Raw genomic sequence first — 18,307 nt, 5'->3', positions numbered from 1 at the left:
TGGTGCAATTCGCCTGCTCGACCTAAACCGTCTCGACACAACCTTCCGCCAGGCGGACGATGGCGTCGGCTTCGTCGGCGATGCTTTGGTCGTGCGTGACCATCACGATGGTCAAGCCTTGTTCTTCGTTCAGCTTACGGAGGATGCCAAGCACTTCTCGGCCCGTTTGTCGGTCGAGGTTGCCGGTTGGTTCGTCGGCCAGCAAGACCTTCGGGTTGCTGATCAGGGCCCGGGCGATGGCCGTTCGCTGCATTTCACCGCCAGACAGTTCGCGCGGCTTGTGCGTTAAACGATGCCCGAGGCCAACCAGATCAAGCACTTCCTTGGCCCGTTCACGCAGTTGCTTGCGGACGGCCCAATATTTGAAAAATCCGTGCGAGATCATCGCCGGAGTGAGCACGTTCTCCAGCGTCGTCAGCTCTGGCAGCAAGTGATAGAACTGAAAGATCAAACCGAACTGGCCGTTGCGCAATCGGTCGCGTTGGCGAATCGGCAAGTTGTCGGTTCGCTTGTCCTCGAAGTAAATTTCGCCTTGATCAGGAACATCGAGTGTGCCTAGCAGATGCAGCAGCGTGCTTTTGCCAGAACCGCTCTGCCCGATGATCGACGTGACGCGTCCTTCGTTGGCGACAAAATCGACCCCTCGCAACACCGGGACAACATGCTGCCCCTTGCGGTAACTTTTATAAAGCCCCGTAGTCTTGAGGATCGGACGGTCAACTTCGATAGGCGTATCAAAGCGATCGGTATTGATGTGCGGTGCCGGCTTCGAGGGGGTGGGTTGTGGTGGCACGCTTGTGGTGGGGATGGAGGTACTGAGATAGCTATCGCTCATCATATTACTCATAACGTAGGGCCTCCACTGGATGCAGCCGCGCGGCGCGAATCGCTGGCAGCACACTGGCCAACACAGCAATCAACATCGCCCCGGTCACCACCATGACAATCGCCATCGGTTCGATAATTGTGGGGATTTCTTGAAAGTAGTAAATCGTCGGATCAAACACTTCGCGTCCGGTGATGATCTCGATCAGCTTGGCAATGTGGTTGATATTCCACACAAAGAGCAGCCCCAGAATGCAGCCCACGCCAGAGCCCACGATGCCTAGCGACAAACCGTAACCGAGGAAGATACTCATGATCCCGCCACCACTCGCACCGAGCGATTTGAGGATGCCGATGTCCTTCGTCTTTTCGACCACGATCATGTAGAACGTCGCCAAGATGCCGAAGCCTGCCACGCCAATGATCAGGAACAGCAGGATATTTAGGATCGTCTTTTCCATTTGCACGGCAGCCAACAAAGGGCCTTGCATGTCTTTCCACGATTGAATGCGGAAAGGAAACTGCTGCGGCGGGAAAGCGGCTCGCAAGCGGTTAGTGACTTCCGTCAAGTTTGCCCCTGGCTTCAAACGAATTTGAATCGTCGAGATGGCATTGCCCAGTTCCGGATGGGTCATGTAACGCAGCGATTGCAAGCGGCTGAGCGGCACGAACGCGAAGCCAGCATCGTATTCGTTCATCTTGCTTTCGTAAAAGTCGACCACGGTAAACGTTTCGCTCACCGCTTGCGGTGGGCTCTCGGCAGAAGGAAACGTCAGCCGCACATCGTCGCCAGGCACCGCGAGGAAATAATCTTTGACTTCCCCTTCGGCATTGCGTTGACGAATGCTGGCCACGGCCATTCCCAGAATGATGCCAGGCGACTGATGCTTCATCGGATCGAAGGTATTCTCTTGGGAAAACTGATGCCGTTGGTTGAACGGGTCTCCGTCGGTTTCGGCTGCCCCGCCTGCGACAGGCTCGTTCTGCGCCATTCGCTCGGCTAGTTCCGCCGGTGGAGGACCAGGCAGCGGCGGAGCATCCGGCTCGTCCGAAAACTTGGGCACGATCGGCTCGCTAGACTGATCCTGTAGCGGGCTAGGCATGGCGGCAAATTGCGAAGGATCGCTTTGCGACTTGCCAGGCATTCGGCCTGTTTGATGCAAGATCTCGAACCGGTTCATCTCTTCTTCGAGTGCTTTTTGATAAGCAATTTTGCTCCTACGATGAGCCCAGCCAGCTTCGACAAGGGGCGAGCCTTCCGGGCCTTCGTAGCCGCCGTCTTTCAGGTTGAAGTTGACCTGGGCCCGATTGCTGGGGTGCTTCAAATACTTCGAGAAATCGCTGACGTTGTTGTAGGTTTCGTCGTCGATGCCGATTACCGTCACTTGGCGGGGAAGCCATTCGTTGCGATGGTATATATCCAGCATCGCCGGAACATGAACCGTAACGGTCATGTTTTCGATATCATCACCGGCGACTTGCCTCACTTCGTCCATGTGCCGTTGCCACTGGTAGAAACCATCCAGGCTATGGCTTTCCATGACGATGTCCGAGAGGATGCCGTGTAGACGGACGTGCATCTCGTGCGAGAAGCCGGACATCACCGAATTGACAACCACCATGGTCGCCACACCTAGCGTCACACTGATGATCGACGCTAGGGCGATATAGCGTGTCCGGAGATAACGCAGACAGAGCATCAACTTGTACATTGCCAATCCTTCGGCAAAGCGGCACTCTCTCTGGCCCCCCGCCTCCGCTCGCGGGGCAGGCTACATTTCAGGGGGGGATCAGGGGGATTCAGCGACCATTCTAGGTCGCTTCGTGCCGCAACAGCGGGAACAAAATCACTTCGCGAATTGTCGAGCTGTTAGTTAGTAACATGACTAGGCGGTCGATGCCAATACCAAGTCCGCCAGCTGGAGGCATTCCGTTGCGCAGGGCCCGCACAAAATCGGTGTCCATGCGTGCCATCGAGTCCTCTTCGGCCATCCCCTCAAGTTGTGTGCGGAACAGCTTTTCCTGCAGATCGGGGTCGTTTAGCTCGGTGTAGGCGTTGGCTAGTTCCATGCCGTGAATGAACAGTTCAAAGCGTTCCGCAATTTCTGGCTGATCGCTCTTCCGCTTGGTCAGCGGGCAGATGCTAGCAGGGTAGTCGATCACAAAGACCGGCCCAACCAGCTTGTCCTCAACCGTTTCCTCAAAGATCTCGTTGCGGAGCACATCAGGATGCTTCCCTTCGGTAGCAAGCCCCAGCTTCTTAGCACATGCGATCACTTCGGCATCATTAGCCGGATCGATGCCAGCATGTTCGGCGAGCAGATCGCGATAGCAGCAACGCTGGAATGGCGGCGTGAAGTCGATTTCCTTGTCGCCAAAAGGAACCTTATACCCAGAACCGATTGCGTCTAAGGCGTTGACAATGATGTTCTGCGTCAGGTCCATCATCGTTTCGTAGTTGCCAAAAGCCTGATAGACCTCCAGCATGGTGAACTCTGGATTGTGACGGGGGCTAATCCCTTCGTTGCGATAAACGCGTCCCAGCTCGAAGACACGTTCCATACCACCGACCAAAAGCCGCTTCAGGTGCAGTTCTAAGGCAATCCGCATCACCAGCGGCATGCCCAACGCATTGTGGAAAGTCTCGAACGGGCGAGCGGCGGCACCACCGGCGATCGTATGCAGCGTAGGGCCTTCAATTTCGTAGTACCCTTCGCCCACCAACGTTTCGCGGATCGAGCGAACGATTTGGGTACGCTGCACGAAACGCTCCAACACCCCTTCGCCGTAGGCCAGATCGACGTAACGCATCCGTTGACGCAGTTCTGGATCGGTGATCCCCTTATGCTTTTCCGGAGGAGCTTCCAAGGTTTTCGTCAGGAAATGGAGTTCTTCCACGAAGATCGTGAGCTCGCCCGTTTTCGTTTTCTTCAGTTCGCCGTCGACACCGATGATGTCACCCAGATCCAAACACTGAGCGATCTCCCAGTTCCGTTCGCCGACCTGAGCTTGGCCGAGGAACAATTGAATGGTGCCGGTGCGATCCACCAGATTGATGAAGATCAACTTACCAGTAGGTCGCATCAGCACGATTCGACCAGCCACGCGGACCTTGGGACCGCTGAAGGTGGTTTGCTCGCGGCCCCCTTCGCTGGTCGACTTCTGTTCGGTGATCTCTCCTTCCAGGGCGCGCACATCGGCGATCGCCTGTTGGTTGTCGAAGCGATGCCCCCACGGATCGATCCCCATTTGGACAAGCTTGTCCATCTTCTGGCGACGAGCCGCTTCAATCGCATGCACGGCAGCGTTTTGATCTTCGATCCAGGGACGGCTTTCATCCGAAAGCATCTTCGTTAGGTTTTCTGCCAACACGTCGGCGAACTTATCGTTCTCGCCAAACAAGCAAACGTTGCCTGGCTTGAGCCCCGCAGGCAAACGCAGCAAATCGTGGACTTCACCGGCGATCTGCTCGCGTTCTAAATCTTGCTGCCGCATTACAAACCAGATGGCCTGGTGAAATTTGTTCTGCTGGGCACTTTCCACCACCAAGTCGAGTTGGTGTTGAGCTTTATCGACGGTGTAAGGATTGAGCGAAGTCTCGTCGTCCGTACACAAACCGATCGTCAGCGCCAGCGTATCCTTGCTTTTGGCCAATAGTTCTTCAGCCGGAACTGCGCCAGGATGTCCCTTGTCGTCAGTATCGAAGCAATGGTCGATGATCTCGAAGGTGACGCCAAATTCCGGCTTGGCGGTCTTCTTGTTGAACTCTTTGAAGAACTTCCGCACATCGCGACACTGGCTCACGGTGTCGTTCGACCAAAGGAGGAAGACTTGATACTTTGACGGTCGATTGGTTGGCTTGGCGGACATAGCCCCTTCCGAAGTTCGTGTCGCAGAATGCGGGACGATCCTGGGGCCAGCTTCGGTACGCAATTACCGTAAAAAGAATGTAACCCCAGTTACCGCAAGATTTTACTGGGGTTACCCCATGGGTCAATCGGTGGTGGGCTTCGCCCAGCGATTAGCGAGAGGCAACTCGCGTATTGCTAGGCTTGTATTCAAACGATTGCAACACGCCCATGTGCAGACAAAGATGCTCACAAACCAACGCATTTTTGTCCTCGTTGCAACGCACGATCTCTAGCACCGGGGGATCCGAGTGCTGCATGAATCCCACGTTCAGCAACTTGTCTTTTCGGTCGGCATTCCACGACGAAGTGACATGGTAGTTTTCATCGGTGACCAACACCCGACAGGCCAATTTATCTTTGCCAGTAGGAGACTCGAAAACAAACAGCCGGTGCTTTACTCCGATCTGGTCTTCGTAGTCGATCTGCGAGACCAACTTGTCTCGCTGCAATGGATTCATCGTCGGGAAAGATTCTAAAGTCAGGAAGTTCAGGTAGCACGCTTTCTTGTAAGCCGATTCGCCAAAGGCAACTCCCAGGACGCCAGCCATAATGACGAAGGTTAGTACCGTCTTGCCAATCTGAGCAGTTGAGAATTTTCTCATCCGCGATACTCCTCTGTTCCGGTAGGTCGTTTCAGGTAGGTGGGTTGAGCACTGGTTGTTCAGGCCGATACTCAGCTCTTCTCGATGTTAATTTAATCTTCACTAAACAGTGATTCACAACTCCCTGTGAACGATATTCCTCCATTGCGTTTGTTTCCGCAATCCTTTTTCGAAGGTCTATTTTTGACCACCTGGCTTAGGCAAGAATGCCCTCCATCAATCGCGAAGTGGGGAAGAGAGCTTGCCTTATTAGGTGATATACCTTGAAAAATTTATTGGCTCTATTTTTCCCTAGAGGCTGCTAGCAGAATGCGGCGTTCCACAGCATGGTTTATCTAATCAGCATGATGGCAAGAATCAAAAAAGGCGACTCGGGCCGGCGGGGGCAAACGTCGGGGGAAACGGGCCAACCAGAGTCGCCAAATGTGAAACAGCCATCGAACCACGAGGCTCTGCCTCAGTTCGTTAGCTACCTATATCTTCGCTAAGAAAGCATCGTCGTCTATGTGGCAAGCCGTTAAGATAGAGACTTTAGGGAGATTTACTCACCAAGAAACGGCTCAATACTGCCCAACCAGGGGGCACGCAGGTTCGCAGGTTGAGCTTTTGCTACCTGAACGCCCATCTGCCATTGCGTAAGAACTTACCGATTCTCGCACGCGAGCCGTTAACCGGCAGGCGCACGGTCAGGAACCTGCATGTGCGTGCGGCGATAGCGATCGAACACGACCCACAACATCAACACAATCCCGCCCAAAAAGCCGCCTGTGTAACTGGCGTTATGAATCCAAAGATCGGTCAGAAAAGCAACGTGCTTCTCTGGCGGTACTTTTTCGGCCATCTTTCCCATCAGTCGCACTTGTCCGTTGGCGGCCAATAGATACCCCACAACTCCGGCTCCGATTGCTAAACACCCGCTGGTAAACATCAGCACCATCAGCGGCTTAAGCAAGTCCTTAGCCGATTTCTTGACCATCGAGCCGGTCTGGCAAACAAACGCTAACGGTATCCCCAGCATCACCCCAACCCACCACGTTGCCAGAAAGCCCCAGGCCAGACCAAGCAGCGCAGGATTCTCGGTTCCGCCCAAGATTGGCATGTGGCCAATGGTGAAGTACTCAACGCAAAGGCGGGCCGTTATTTGATCATGGATCACCCCATAGGCGACGCTGGCCAGGATCGCTAAACCAATTATCAAGACGGCTTGCTTCATAAGTCACCTAGCAGACTATTGATTTTCTACTTCGTGAGCGAGTGATTGAGATTGGGGCGTTGGCAACGCGTAAATCAGCCAGCATATCCACGAGATGCGTCGAGCAATCGGCTGCCAGGAAATAAGAAAGGCCGATTGCCTCCGTCTTCCCTAGACTGGGAATTCGTCGCGCATCGGCCCTTGTTGGTTATTTTTACGTTGGGATCACGCGTTTAACACGCATCCGCTCCGTTATTCGGCAGGCACGAATTCGTAAATCGAACCGTACTCGCCAAAGATCGCGCTCATCAGCACTTCGCCATCTTCCGTTTCACCAAAGCAAACGACCGGTGGGTTAGATGGCTCTTCGATACGATAGTTCTGGCCTGCTTTGCCGGTTTCGTAATCGTAGTCGAGCGCCCAGATCTTGCCAGAGACGTAATCCGCATACAGGAACTTCCCTTCAAGCTCTGGCACCTTCTTACCACGATAGACATAGCCGCTGGTGATCGACTTTCCGACGTTGTGATGGTACTCGAAAACCGGATCGATGTACTTCGCATCTGGCTTGGCGTTCTGATCCGAGAACGGATGCAATCCTTCTCGCACGTTCCAGCCGTAGTTGCCACCGTTCTTGATGATGTCGATCTCTTCCCAGATGTTTTGCCCGACATCGCCAACCCAACAAGCACCCGTCTTGCGGTCAAAGGTTAAACGCCAGACGTTTCGCAAGCCGTAAGCGTAAATTTCAGGCTTGGCCCCTTCAGTATCGACAAAAGGATTGTCCGCCGGAATAGCGTAGTTCTTGCCATCTTCTTTCTTGTCGACATCAATTCGCAAGATCGATCCCAACCAGGTTTCCAGGTTCTGACCATTGCCTTGCGGATCGTTTGCAGATCCCCCATCACCGAGGGCAATGTACAGATATCCATCGGGCCCAAATTCAATGCTGCCGCCGTTGTGGTTCCAGAACGGCTGCTCTAAGGTCAGCAAGACTTCTTCCGAGTTTGGATCTCCCTTGCTGGGATCATCCTTCATCGTTTTGAAACGAGAAACGCGAGAGACGAGCCCTTTCTTAATGGTGTAGTAGACGAAGAACTCGCCGTTCTCTTTGAACTTGGGATGGAACGCCAGCCCCAGCAAACCTTCTTCATTTTGACTTGGATTGAAACGGACTTCGTTCTCAATGTCGAGAAAGACATCTGCCTCTTCCACGTCGGGATCGTTAGGCACGGCCAGGATCACACCTTGCTGTTCGGCAAAGAAAATTCGGCCAGAACCATCCCCTGCGTTGGTGATGGTCACCGGGCGACGAATCCGCAGGTTGGTAAACGCCTTCTTCGCTTTGACCGGCAGCACTGGGTCGTTGGGGACCGGAGGCCCTTCAACAGGTTTCTGAGCCAAGACTGGCCCAATCATTCCGCAAGTCAGCAGGGCCACACACAACAAACGTGACAATCGATTCATATTCGAGATGCTCTATCAGAAGGTTGGGGAGATGCACGGGATAGGTATTCCAAAAAACGCCCGGTCTATTCTAGCTGGCCTGCTCAGTCGATTCCATCTGCGGCTGAAATTGCCACAAGCAGGCAATCCCCTACCTCGCCGAGAGATCTCCAGCCAGTCGGACCGCATGAATCATACTCGAGACCTTTGCTTTGCCCTGCCACGCAATATCGAACGCGGTGCCGTGATCGACCGAGGTCCGTACAATTGGCAAGCCAAGCGTGGTGTTTACGGCGATATCAAATGCCAGGGCTTTTAAGGGAATATGCCCCTGATCGTGATACATACAGACCACGCAGTCGTACAATGGGCGTCGTTCGGCCAGAAATGCCGTATCTGGCGGCACTGGGCCGTCGATCTGGATTCCCTTATCGCGGGCAATTTGCACCGCCGGCATGATGATTCGCTCTTCTTCCCGGTCGCCGAACAAACCATGTTCGCCGGCATGTGGATTCAAGCCGCAAACCAACAGCCTCGGCTCGCGATGGCGAATCTTCCGCATCGCATCCACCGTTAAGTCGATAACTTCACCAATGCGTTCTATCGTTAGCAGCTCCGGCACATCACGATACCCAACGTGCGTGGTCACAAAGCTGCAAGTCAGCAGATCGCTGGTCAGCATCATGCAGCCAGAGTCACGGCCACAGCGTTCGATGAAAATTTCGGTATGCCCCGGGTAAAAATGCTGGGCCGCATGCAGTGCCTCTTTGTTGATCGGCCCCGTGGTGATGCCGTCGACCTTGCCCGCCAAGGCCGCATCGATAGCCCGCATGATGTACTGGTACGAAGCCTCTCCCCCTTCAGCCGAAACCTTGCCTGGCACAAACGTTTCGCTCTCGATGGTTCCGAAATCAACCACCGTCGCCTCGGCCATGCCCCTAAAGTCGAGAGATTCAGCGAAAGGAACCACAACCTTAGGTTCGGGAAAACCGCACTGCTTGGCCACGCGGCTCAAAATGGCGGCATCGCCGAACACAATCGGCACAGCCGGGGCGTACTGCTTCGGATCGCTGAGCAATTGCAAACAAACTTCGGGACCGACGCCGCCAGGGTCTCCCATGGTGATAATAATTCGAGGTTGCGACACGCGAGAAACTTTCCAGAAGGTAGCAAGTGAAGACCAGCTTCATTATTGTAACTGCCAGCCGATTTCCGCCGAGGTGGGCGAACCCTCCGCTGGCAAGTTGCGTCATGACACGCAGAATACCTTCTCGCCCCTGTTGCCCAGGAACCCCTGATGCCATCCACGTTGTTTCAAGTCGACGCGTTCTCTTTGCAACCGTTTGCAGGCAATCCGGCCGCCGTTTGCCTATTAGAGCAGCCAGCAGATGAAAAATGGATGCAACAAGTAGCCGCCGAAATGAATCTTGCCGAAACGGCGTTTGTATGCCCTGAAGGAGATTCGCTGCGGCTGCGTTGGTTCACTCCCCTAGTTGAAGTCGACCTGTGCGGGCACGCGACCCTGTCGGCGGCTCATATTTTGTGGCAAGTTGGCCGCTTCACCTCTGACCAGACGATTGCCTTCGAAACGCTTAGTGGCACGCTAACCGCCGCACGGGTGGCCGACAAAATCGAACTCGACTTTCCCATCTCTCCGGCGGTTCAACAACCGCCAGAAGCAGGCCTGCTGGAAGCATTGGGCATCTCGGATGCCACCTTCTGCGGCAAGAACGGGCGAGATTGGCTGATTGAAATACCTTCTGCCGCAAGCTTGCGTCGACTGTCGCCTAATCATGCTGCCCTGATGACCTACGCAGTTCGTGGGGTGATGGTGACTTCCCCTAGCGACGATGCCCGCTATGACTTTCTTTCGCGTTTCTTCGCGCCAGCATGCGGCGTACCTGAAGACCCAGTGACCGGTTCTGCGCATTGTGTGCTGGGCGAATATTGGAGCAAGCGGCTTGGCAAGACAACGCTGAGTGCCTATCAAGCATCTCCGCGCGGGGGTGAAGTAGAAGTTGAGGTTCGAAACAATCGTGCCCTCTTACGAGGGCACGCTGTAACAGTTGCTCAAATCGAACTCCTCTGCTAATCGCCCACGTGATAATCGCGATCGTGGACGAGACCTACCTTGGCCAGCAGCGTGTACATACCGGCATCGATGACCGAGGGTTCGGAATCGAGGCATGAGACACGCGACTGACATTGAGTCAGCAAAGGGTAACCGACCAGTGAAGCGAGTACCGCAATTCCCAAGCCTTCCATTGCGACAGCTCGGAATAAACCTGCCACGAGGCTTAAGCCAGATCGTTTACGGCGGCGAGTTGCTTGTCGTTTCTTGGTCACGAGATTACCCTCCATGTGAAATCGAACTTCATCGCCAGGACCGAAGTTGCTCTCCGTCGTGAACCTCGCCTGGGGATGGTTTCTGATACGAGGCATTGAGAAAGGTGGTTCGTAAAAACTTTGGAATCGGCTTGCCGCCAGTGATAGCACCAAGTGTCTGCCAACAAATCGTGGCACATTAGGGTGCGTTGATGTTATCCTTGGGACTTCTTCAACCTCATCCCTTGGCCATCAACCATTCATGACGCGCATCCCCTCTCTTCCTGAACCCAAACGCCCCCAGCGCGAAAGCTGGGGGATGGAACTGGCCATTGCACTTTCCGCCTTGGCGACCTTGGGGGTGTTGATGGTGGTCGGGGTGTGGCTGTTGAACTGGGCCTCGAAACCTGTTTTGCCGCAGCTTCCTGAGGGCGACCAAGACCCCATCGTCAGCAAGTTTCGCCATGTCGGTTTCGAGATAGGCCGTAATGCGGAAAACGAAATCCAGGTCATCACCACTCCCAATCCTCTATTGGTGACTGACAAAGACCTGGCCCTGGTGACCGGCCTGCCGAATTTGACTGTCCTGGACCTGCGCGGCACCCAGATCACCGACGACGCCTTAGCTCACCTGACCGGTTTGCCCAAGATCGAACAGCTTTACGTTGGGGGCTCGGTGGTTACTGATACCGAGCCAACGCTTTTCCATGCCCGCTTCACCGACGATGCCATCAAGCCGTTAGTGGAACTCTCGACGCTGAAAGTGCTCAGCCTGGCCAAAACCGACCTTGGCGACAAAGCGATCCAGCAGCTTCCGCAACTTGCCAATCTTGAGGTTCTTTTCCTGCTGGGAACCAACGTCAGCGACGACAGCCTAGATGCGTTGGCCCAGATGACATCGCTGAAAGAACTCTATCTGCAAGAGACCAAGATCACACCAGAGGGGCTGAAAAAGCTGCGTACCGCGCTGCCCGAAACGAAGATCCTCCCCCACGCGGACGCTCCTACCGAGCCGTCTGCAGCCCCGGAATGATTGTCGACCGGCCCCCTCCGCCAATTTCCGTCGATGCGTTACCATGGTCATCCAGATAGCGAATCACCCGCAGTTGAGGAACCAGGAATATGCAGTACGACAAACAGCGTCTAATCGAGATCGTGCGAGAAAAGGGTTTGAAATTTGGCGATTTCACGCTCGCTTCCGGCAAGAAGGCTTCCTATTACCTCGACTGCCGCAAGGTAACTCTTTCCAGCGAAGGAGCCCTCCAGGTTGGCCTGGGTATCTTAGAAATGTTGGGAGACAGCCTGCCCGACGCGGTCGGCGGGATGGCGATCGGCGCCGATCCGATCTCAGCTTCGGTGATCACCATGGCAGCCGTTCAAGGTAAATCGCTGGCTGGGTTTATCGTTCGCAAGGAAGCCAAAGCCCACGGCACCGGGCAAGATGTCGAAGGCCCCGTGGTGGCTGGCAACTCTTGCGTGATCGTGGAAGACGTCGTCACGACCGGCGGAAGCTCGCTCAAGGCGATCGAAAAGGTAGAAGCCGCCGGCTTGAAAGTCCTGGGCGTGATCGCGATTGTCGATCGCATGGAAGGTGGCAAAAAAGCCTTCGCCGATGCCGGCTACGAGCTACGCACCTTGCTGACGATCGAAGACTTCGGCATCACTCCACCGCAATAAAGATGTCGACCCGGTTCGGGCTGGCTTCGTCGTAAATTTCGAAGTCAGCCTCGTACGTCCGAGTATGGCTGGTGCTTTCCGCGAAGTAGTTCCAGATTTTCTCCCAGGTCTGGGGAACCACAGCAGGCATCTCCCCTTCTCCGGTGAAGTGCAGATAGTTGCCTCGGTGGATGCGGACTTTATCGAGTTGATCAGGAATTTCCGCGTCGGCAGGCACTTGTCGGCCCAGCAAAATCGTGAATTTGCCCGATTGATCCGATTCGTAATCGGCATAAACAGCAATCCGCTGCTTGGTGTTCACCGGGCTGGGAATCAACTGATCGATCTGGTCCGCTTCATATTTTTGATAGAGCAACGGAATCTGCCCTGTTTCCGGAGCCATTTCCTTGCGGTTGGAAGTACGTACGGAAATGCCTGCGATGCGCATTGCCTCAACCGGCTCTAACTTTGGTCCCACGGTTGCCTCCTTGGGTGTTTGCTCAAGTACGGTATTTTCGAGCCCAAGCCACGAAATACCTGTCGAGATCCACAAAGGAATTGTAACAAATCCAACGACCGTCGTGGCAATCACCACCCGCAAAGCCGTTCGAGCATCGCCACCATAATGCTTTGTTAAAACAACCGGGAACACGGCCGCTGGCATGGCGGCCTGAATCGCGACAACTTGTTTCAATTCCACCGAGATCGGCAAACACAACGCTGCCAGCAAAAAGAGAATCGGCAATGCCAGCAGTCGCAGCATCACCGCCGAAATATACACTGGCCAGGGGCTACTACGATCTCCCTCGACCTTCGCATGAAAGATTTGATCGTAAAATGTCGCCCCAATCAGCAGCATCATCACCGGAATTGCCGCGTCGGCTAAGATTCCCGTGATTTGCGAAATGAACTCTGGGACCAGCTTATCCCAGGCCATCCCGTTAATAATCAGCGAAATCACAATGGTAATGCTAGGTGGGTTCAAAACGTTCTTCCACCATCCCTTGGTCAGCCCACCACTGGCCAGGCTAACACCAATCGTCCAAATCCCCAGTTCGACCCCCACATTATGCAAAAAAAGCACACCCAGGGCCCGCTCGCCGAAGATCTCCGAAATCAGCGGAATAGGGATGAAGCCGTAATTGAAGATGCCGATGCAAATGGCAAACGAATGGATCTTGTCCGAAGTATTGAACCCCAGCCGTGTGCCACTGCCTCGCGCGTAGCTGTACGCAATCAAACAGCCTACGGCGACGGCCAGGAATCCCCACACCGGCGGCATATAGACATTGCTGGCCTTGTTAAAGACCGGGTTGCCGACCACTTTTTCAAAGATGAAGCACGGCATCAACACCCGAATCGACAGCTTCAAGATACCCGCATCGGCCTCTCGCGAGAGCCAATTCAGCGACCGGGCAGCCGCGCCGATCCCCATCACGGTGAAAACCGCAGCCGTGATACTTACAATCGTAATGACTTGCATTAGGGACATCGTTCCAGCGTAATCGCTGACAACCGATGCAACAATCAGGCTTAGTCCTCCTTTAACACTTGAAACCGTTCTATGCACAAAACCACAGATGGTGACACCAAGCTGGGTATCGTGATCGTCGATCATGGTTCGCGACGCGCGGAAAGCAACGACCTGCTACTGGAAGTCGTCGAACAATTTCGTCAGGCAAGTGGCTATCCGATTGTGGAACCGGCTCACATGGAACTAGCCGAACCGAGCATTGCTGCTGCGTTTGCCCGCTGTGTCGAGCAAGGCGCCAGCAAGATCATCGTTCATCCCTATTTTCTTTCTCCTGGTCGACATTGGCACGAAGACATCCCCCATTTGGCCGAAGAAGCCTCAGCCAATCTTGCTAACGTTCCCTTCCAGGTAACCCATCCCCTAGGGCCGCATCCTTTGATGTTGAAGATCATTCAAGATCGCATCGAAGATTGCCTGGATAACTAACGCCTAGAGATCCACCAAGACGGTGTCTTCATGTTCGTAGGCCGGGGCACAGCAGCACAACAAACGCAGTGGCTCGGTGCCGGTATTGGTGATTTGATGAACCAGACCTGGCGGAATGGCAATCGCGTCTCCCACGTTCACTTCGCGCAGTTCCTCACCAATTTGCATTCTTCCTTGCCCGTGCGTGATGTAATAAATTTCTTCGGTTTTGGGGTGGTAGTGAGCAGTTGTGCTGGCTCCGACCGGCAAGCGTGCCTCGGCTAAGCTCTGATTTTGGATGCACGAATTGCGATGGGCCAGCAATTCGCGAATCTCGGAACCATCTTTGGTGGTAAACGGAGCGGTCTGGTTCAAATTGACAATATCCATGCCGATTTTGCCTCGATGAGTGTTCTGGCGAAAGGCTTACGCCTGTGAGAGAATCTTATTGACACAATTGGGCGTTTATTGATACTTGGCGCAAAAATCATCCAAGCTTCGCGCTCTTAATAGACTAAACGAAGGAATCCAATCATGCCCCGCAATAAGACGTTTAACGATGCATGCCAAGCCATTGGCGATACCCCGATGATACATATCAATCGGATCGTTCCCCAGGGAGGGGGCGAAGTATTCGCCAAATGTGAATGGTTCAACCCGCTCAACAGCGTGAAAGATCGTATCGGCTACGCGATGATCGCGGACGGAGAGAAACGGGGCGTCGTCACCAAAGATACACACATCATCGAGCCCACCTCCGGTAACACCGGCATCGCCCTGGCATTTGTTTGTGCCGCCAAGGGATACAAGCTGACGCTGACCATGCCCGAATCGATGTCGCTGGAACGTCGCGCCCTTTTGCGGGGCATGGGAGCCAACCTGGTTCTCACGCCAGCAGCTGAAGGAATGAAGGGTGCCATCAGCACGGCAGCACAAATGGTCGCCAATGAAGAAGGTGCCTGGATGCCTGGCCAATTCGAAAACCCGGCCAACCCAGCCATTCACGAAGCGACCACCGGCCCAGAAATTTGGGAAGACATGGGTGGCAAGGTCGATGCCGTAGTCGCTGGGGTAGGCACCGGCGGTACGATTACCGGCGTCGCCCGCTTTATCAAATCGAAGAACCCTGACTTCAAAGCGATCGCCGTCGAGCCGAAGAACTCGCCCGTGATCAGCGGCGGCCAGCCTGGCAAGCACCGCATTCAAGGGATTGGCGCTGGCTTCATTCCTAAGAATCTCGACACTTCGATCATTGACGAAACGATTCAAGTCGACGACGAAGATTCCTTTGAATACGCCCGAATGTTGGCCAAGGAAGAAGGCCTGGTCGCTGGTATCAGCAGCGGCGCCGCCATCTGGGCAGCAGCCCAAGTAGCGGCTCGCCCCGAGATGAAGGGCAAGCGAATCGCGGTCATTCTGGCCAGCGTGGGCGAACGCTATCTCTCGACGCCGCTGTTCGGTGGCCTGGAAGGTTAGTGCCGCTTTGGCTTCTGAAGTTAAAAAAGGCCAGCTTGACAGTTCAAGCTGGCCTTTTTTCTTAGTGACAAACGAGAACGGGCTTACTGGTAAACGTTCTGCAGCAACTCGAGTTGTCGCTTGAGTTCTTCCAGCTTGGCCTGAGCGGTGCCCATTTCGTCGGTGCCTTGCTCGACCATTTTCTTCTGCTCGCTGAGCTTGGCATAGACGGCGGACTTTTCTGCCAACGCCTTGTCTAAAGCCTCTTTCAGCTTCGCGATCTCAGCCAGCTTGGCTTCCATTTGCTTTTCCATTTCGGCTTGCTGGGCCTGAGCTTCGGCGATGAGCTGCTCTTGGGTTTTGAGGCCGGTGAGCATCGCTTGCTGTTCGGCTTGAATCTTGGCTGGGTAAGCCGCGAACTCGGCTTGCTCTTGCTTGAGCGATTCCAGTTCTTGCTTGGCAGCAGTGGCCTTCTCGGCAGCAGCCTGGGCGGCTGCTGATTTATCGTTAAGGTCCTTCTCGAGGTTTGCCTTGCCCTCTTCCAGCTTCTTCATCTGCTCAGCCAGCTTGCTCATTTCGTCTGCGTACTTCTTGAGCTGATTTTGCTGGTCGGCCAATTGCTTGGCGGCCTCTTGTTGAGACTTTTGAGCCGCTGCCATGGCTTGCTCTGCCGCAGCCTTTTGAGCATCGGTCGTTTTCTTATTTTCCTGAGCGGAAGCCAACGCGTTTTCGAGGCTGGCCTTCTCTTGGTTGGCCTTGGCCGTTTCCGCTTCCAGCGTTTTCATTTCTGCTTCTGCTGCCGCTATCATTTCGGCGTCTTTATTAAGTTCTGCCTCTTTGGCGGCAACCGCTTCAACAGCTTGCTTGGGTTCGGCGGTCAGCCTATCGACCTCGGCCTGGGCCGCAGTCCGCTCTTGGCTGAGGGTATCGATTTCCTTTTGCTTCGATTCCTTCTGATCGTCGGCCGCTTCTTCCTTCTGCTTAGTCGCTTCCGCAATCTTGGCGTCTAGATCGGCCACTTTCTTTGCGGCGGCTTGCTGAGCTTGCTCTTTCGGCGCCGTGCCGCTCTTCAGCTCGTCGAGCTGCTTTTGATGCTCTGCCTGGGCTCCCTTAAGGGCCACCATCACCGAGCTTTTCTCTTCGATCTGCTTGCCATAAGTGGCCAGCTTGGCGCTGACCTGGCTTAGCGACTGCTCGGCCTGGGCGATCTCGGCGGCCCACTTTTTCGTCTCGGCATCCGTGGCGGCAAATTCTTGCTTGTGCTGGTTCAGCTTGGCCTCTGCATCCGCGACGATCTTCTTCGTTGCTTCTGCCTGGGCATTGGCTGCCTCAAGGGCCGTTTGCGTGCTAGTCGAGCTTTGCTTTGTCTTTTCGATCGCAGCGAGGTGGTTGTCCCATGCCTGCTTCGCAGCCGCAGCGGCAGCACCGGTGTCGGCAGCATTCTTATCAAAGGCACCGATTTCTGTTTGCAACGAGGCAATCAATTGCTCGTAAGTCGGAGTAACCGCTCTGAGCTTGCCGAGCTCTTTCATGTCTTCGACGTTGTAAACGCGAATCTCGCCTGTCCAATCGCCGACAACGATCTTCGTACCATCGTGATTAAAGACCGATCGAAGTGTCATATCTGCGAAACCAGGGGTCTTCTTCAACTCTTTACCGTCGGCAGACCAGACCTTGGCAACATTGTCTCGTCCTGCCGTCACCATCCGGCCGTCGTGGGTATAACTAATCCATTCGGCTCCGCCCCCATGGGCACCGAACGACTTAATGTTCTTTCCTTCGACCATTTCCCATAGCTTGACATCGTTATCGGCCCCAGCCGAAGCCAAGACGTTCGAGTCCGACCGCCAGCTGACGGCATTGATGCCTGCTTTGTGACCTTGCAAGTTAAGGTATTCGCGAGCGGTATCGGCTTCCCACACGAAAAGTCCATTCGAGCGATCACCGGAGGCCAGTAATACACCATCGGGGCTGTAGGCAAGTGCTGTCACCCAATCGGTATGTTTCTTCACTTCATACAGCAGCGAACCGTCGGCGGTTGAGTAAATACGAATCAACCGCTGCGGACCACCGAGGGCAATTTGCGAATGATCTGGCGTCACATCGGCGGCCAAGACGACGTCGTATTCGTCACCTACGGTCACGATCGGCTTGCCCGTTTTCACGTCGAACAGGGTGACACTACCAGAGTAGCCACCTCGTCCCCCGCCAGCCATCAGCAATTCGCCGTTACGGCTAAAGCGAAGGATATAGGGAATCCCTTGCGGATAAGGAATAACACCTAACAGCTTGAGCGTGTCGGTATTATAAAGAGCAATCTGCTGCTGCCCGGCGATTGCCACCAGCGGAGCCCAAGGACTGTGAGCCATAGCGGTAATCGCACCAGAACCGTCCAGCTTCATCACCGGTTGTTTCCACAAACTTTCCGGCATCGCGGCAGGCCCTTCCGGCTTGCCGGTGTTGACCGGACCACTCATGGCCAAGCCGCTGCTTTTCTTCTTCTTGGCTTTCGAGCCGCTGTTTTCCAGCGCGCCCATTTCAATCCATTTCTGGATGATGTCTTGCTTTTCCTTCGCAATCAAATCGGAACCGGGCGGCATCTTGGGCGTTTCGGCACCGCTGATCAAGGCGAACAACCGAGAGCTTTCCAGATCTTGTTCGATCACGACTTCACCACTCGCACCCCCTTCCATCGTCGCGCCGTAGCTTTCCAGATTCAAACCACCTTTGGCGTCGTTCTGATTGTGGCACGTGAAGCAATGTTCGCGGAAGATGGCGCGCACATGATCGTCGAAAGTGATTTTCTCGGCGCCGTCTCCGGCTGGCTTGGCATCGTCAGCGGCGAAGGCAAACGTCGTCAAACCGAACAGAAGGATGAAAGGCAGGCAGTATCGCATCGCTCGTTCTCTGTGCGGAAAAAGGCAGGCAAACGTTGGGAGGGAGCCAAGCTTCCTGC

Annotated in this window: 16 protein-coding genes; 5 read left to right on the top strand and 11 right to left on the bottom strand. The window is 54.6% G+C overall.

The features are described from left to right. Positions 1-22: 22 nt before the first annotated feature. From DTL42_RS08825 to pdxA, 7 genes are all read right to left on the bottom strand, one after another. Positions 23-847 (bottom strand): ABC transporter ATP-binding protein, encoded by an 825-nt coding sequence (locus DTL42_RS08825; RefSeq protein ID WP_234824136.1) that lies wholly within the window; start codon positions 845-847, stop codon positions 23-25. Next, on the bottom strand, positions 840-2,537 hold the full coding sequence (locus DTL42_RS08820) for an ABC transporter permease (RefSeq protein ID WP_114368336.1): 1,698 nt from the start codon (positions 2,535-2,537) through the stop codon (positions 840-842). The genes DTL42_RS08825 and DTL42_RS08820 overlap by 8 nt, the downstream gene beginning before the upstream one ends. A 100-nt stretch (positions 2,538-2,637) precedes the next feature. Beyond that, the gene (gene lysS / locus DTL42_RS08815) at positions 2,638-4,173 is read right to left on the bottom strand and encodes a lysine--tRNA ligase (protein WP_114368511.1); all 1,536 of its coding nucleotides are present in this window, start codon (positions 4,171-4,173) and stop codon (positions 2,638-2,640) included. A 673-nt stretch (positions 4,174-4,846) separates the two neighbouring features. Further along, positions 4,847-5,338, bottom strand: coding sequence for a hypothetical protein (locus tag DTL42_RS08810; RefSeq protein ID WP_114368335.1), 492 nt, complete (start codon positions 5,336-5,338; stop codon positions 4,847-4,849). 667 nt (positions 5,339-6,005) lie between these two features. After that, positions 6,006-6,551 carry a hypothetical protein gene (locus DTL42_RS08805; protein ID WP_199590094.1) on the bottom strand — a complete coding sequence of 182 codons (546 nt, stop codon included), beginning with the start codon at positions 6,549-6,551 and terminating at the stop codon, positions 6,006-6,008. A gap of 231 nt (positions 6,552-6,782) precedes the next feature. Beyond that, positions 6,783-7,997, bottom strand: coding sequence for a PQQ-dependent sugar dehydrogenase (locus tag DTL42_RS08800; protein ID WP_234824135.1), 1,215 nt, complete (start codon positions 7,995-7,997; stop codon positions 6,783-6,785). 130 nt (positions 7,998-8,127) lie between these two features. Then, positions 8,128-9,123 (bottom strand): 4-hydroxythreonine-4-phosphate dehydrogenase PdxA, encoded by a 996-nt coding sequence (gene pdxA, locus DTL42_RS08795; RefSeq protein ID WP_234824134.1) that lies wholly within the window; start codon positions 9,121-9,123, stop codon positions 8,128-8,130. 150 nt (positions 9,124-9,273) lie between these two features. Between pdxA and DTL42_RS08790 the strand changes: the two genes are divergently transcribed. Continuing rightward, complete coding sequence (locus DTL42_RS08790; protein ID WP_114368334.1) at positions 9,274-10,068, top strand: PhzF family phenazine biosynthesis protein; 795 nt, start codon at positions 9,274-9,276, stop codon at positions 10,066-10,068. On the opposite strand, the gene DTL42_RS08785 is transcribed toward DTL42_RS08790, so the two are convergent. Then, positions 10,065-10,322 (bottom strand): hypothetical protein, encoded by a 258-nt coding sequence (locus DTL42_RS08785; protein ID WP_147274210.1) that lies wholly within the window; start codon positions 10,320-10,322, stop codon positions 10,065-10,067. The two genes, DTL42_RS08790 and DTL42_RS08785, sit on opposite strands and share 4 nt — an antisense overlap. Before the next feature lie 241 nt (positions 10,323-10,563). On the opposite strand from DTL42_RS08785, the gene DTL42_RS08780 reads away from it, so the two are divergent. Together DTL42_RS08780 and pyrE are read left to right on the top strand one after the other, a co-directional pair. Then, entirely contained in the window at positions 10,564-11,334 is a 771-nt protein-coding gene (locus tag DTL42_RS08780; protein ID WP_114368332.1) for a hypothetical protein, read from the top strand. A gap of 89 nt (positions 11,335-11,423) precedes the next feature. Further along, positions 11,424-11,978, top strand: a complete 555-nt coding sequence (gene pyrE, locus DTL42_RS08775) for an orotate phosphoribosyltransferase (protein WP_114368331.1) — start codon at positions 11,424-11,426, stop codon at positions 11,976-11,978. Here the strand turns inward: pyrE and DTL42_RS08770 are convergent. Beyond that, positions 11,962-13,440, bottom strand: coding sequence for an AEC family transporter (locus DTL42_RS08770; protein WP_158545290.1), 1,479 nt, complete (start codon positions 13,438-13,440; stop codon positions 11,962-11,964). The genes pyrE and DTL42_RS08770 overlap by 17 nt on opposite strands. Positions 13,441-13,521: 81 nt before the next feature. Between DTL42_RS08770 and DTL42_RS08765 the strand changes: the two genes are divergently transcribed. Continuing rightward, positions 13,522-13,917: a CbiX/SirB N-terminal domain-containing protein gene (locus DTL42_RS08765; RefSeq protein WP_114368508.1), complete on the top strand. Its 396-nt coding sequence runs from the start codon at positions 13,522-13,524 to the stop codon at positions 13,915-13,917. Positions 13,918-13,920: 3 nt separating this feature from the next. On the opposite strand, the gene DTL42_RS08760 is transcribed toward DTL42_RS08765, so the two are convergent. Continuing rightward, positions 13,921-14,286: a cupin domain-containing protein gene (locus DTL42_RS08760; protein ID WP_114368329.1), complete on the bottom strand. Its 366-nt coding sequence runs from the start codon at positions 14,284-14,286 to the stop codon at positions 13,921-13,923. Positions 14,287-14,430: 144 nt separating this feature from the next. Here DTL42_RS08760 and cysK point away from each other — a divergent pair, with 144 nt between their 5' ends. Further along, positions 14,431-15,372, top strand: a complete 942-nt coding sequence (gene cysK / locus DTL42_RS08755) for a cysteine synthase A (protein ID WP_114368328.1) — start codon at positions 14,431-14,433, stop codon at positions 15,370-15,372. Positions 15,373-15,455: 83 nt separating this feature from the next. Here cysK and DTL42_RS08750 read toward each other — a convergent pair whose 3' ends face one another. After that, on the bottom strand, positions 15,456-18,248 hold the full coding sequence (locus DTL42_RS08750) for a c-type cytochrome domain-containing protein (RefSeq protein ID WP_114368327.1): 2,793 nt from the start codon (positions 18,246-18,248) through the stop codon (positions 15,456-15,458). Positions 18,249-18,307 lie beyond the last annotated feature (59 nt).

Origin of the sequence: Bremerella cremea (assembly GCF_003335505.1) — a bacterium.
Lineage (GTDB): Bacteria > Planctomycetota > Planctomycetia > Pirellulales > Pirellulaceae > Bremerella > Bremerella cremea_A.
This window is presented reverse-complemented; position numbering and strand designations above follow the sequence as displayed.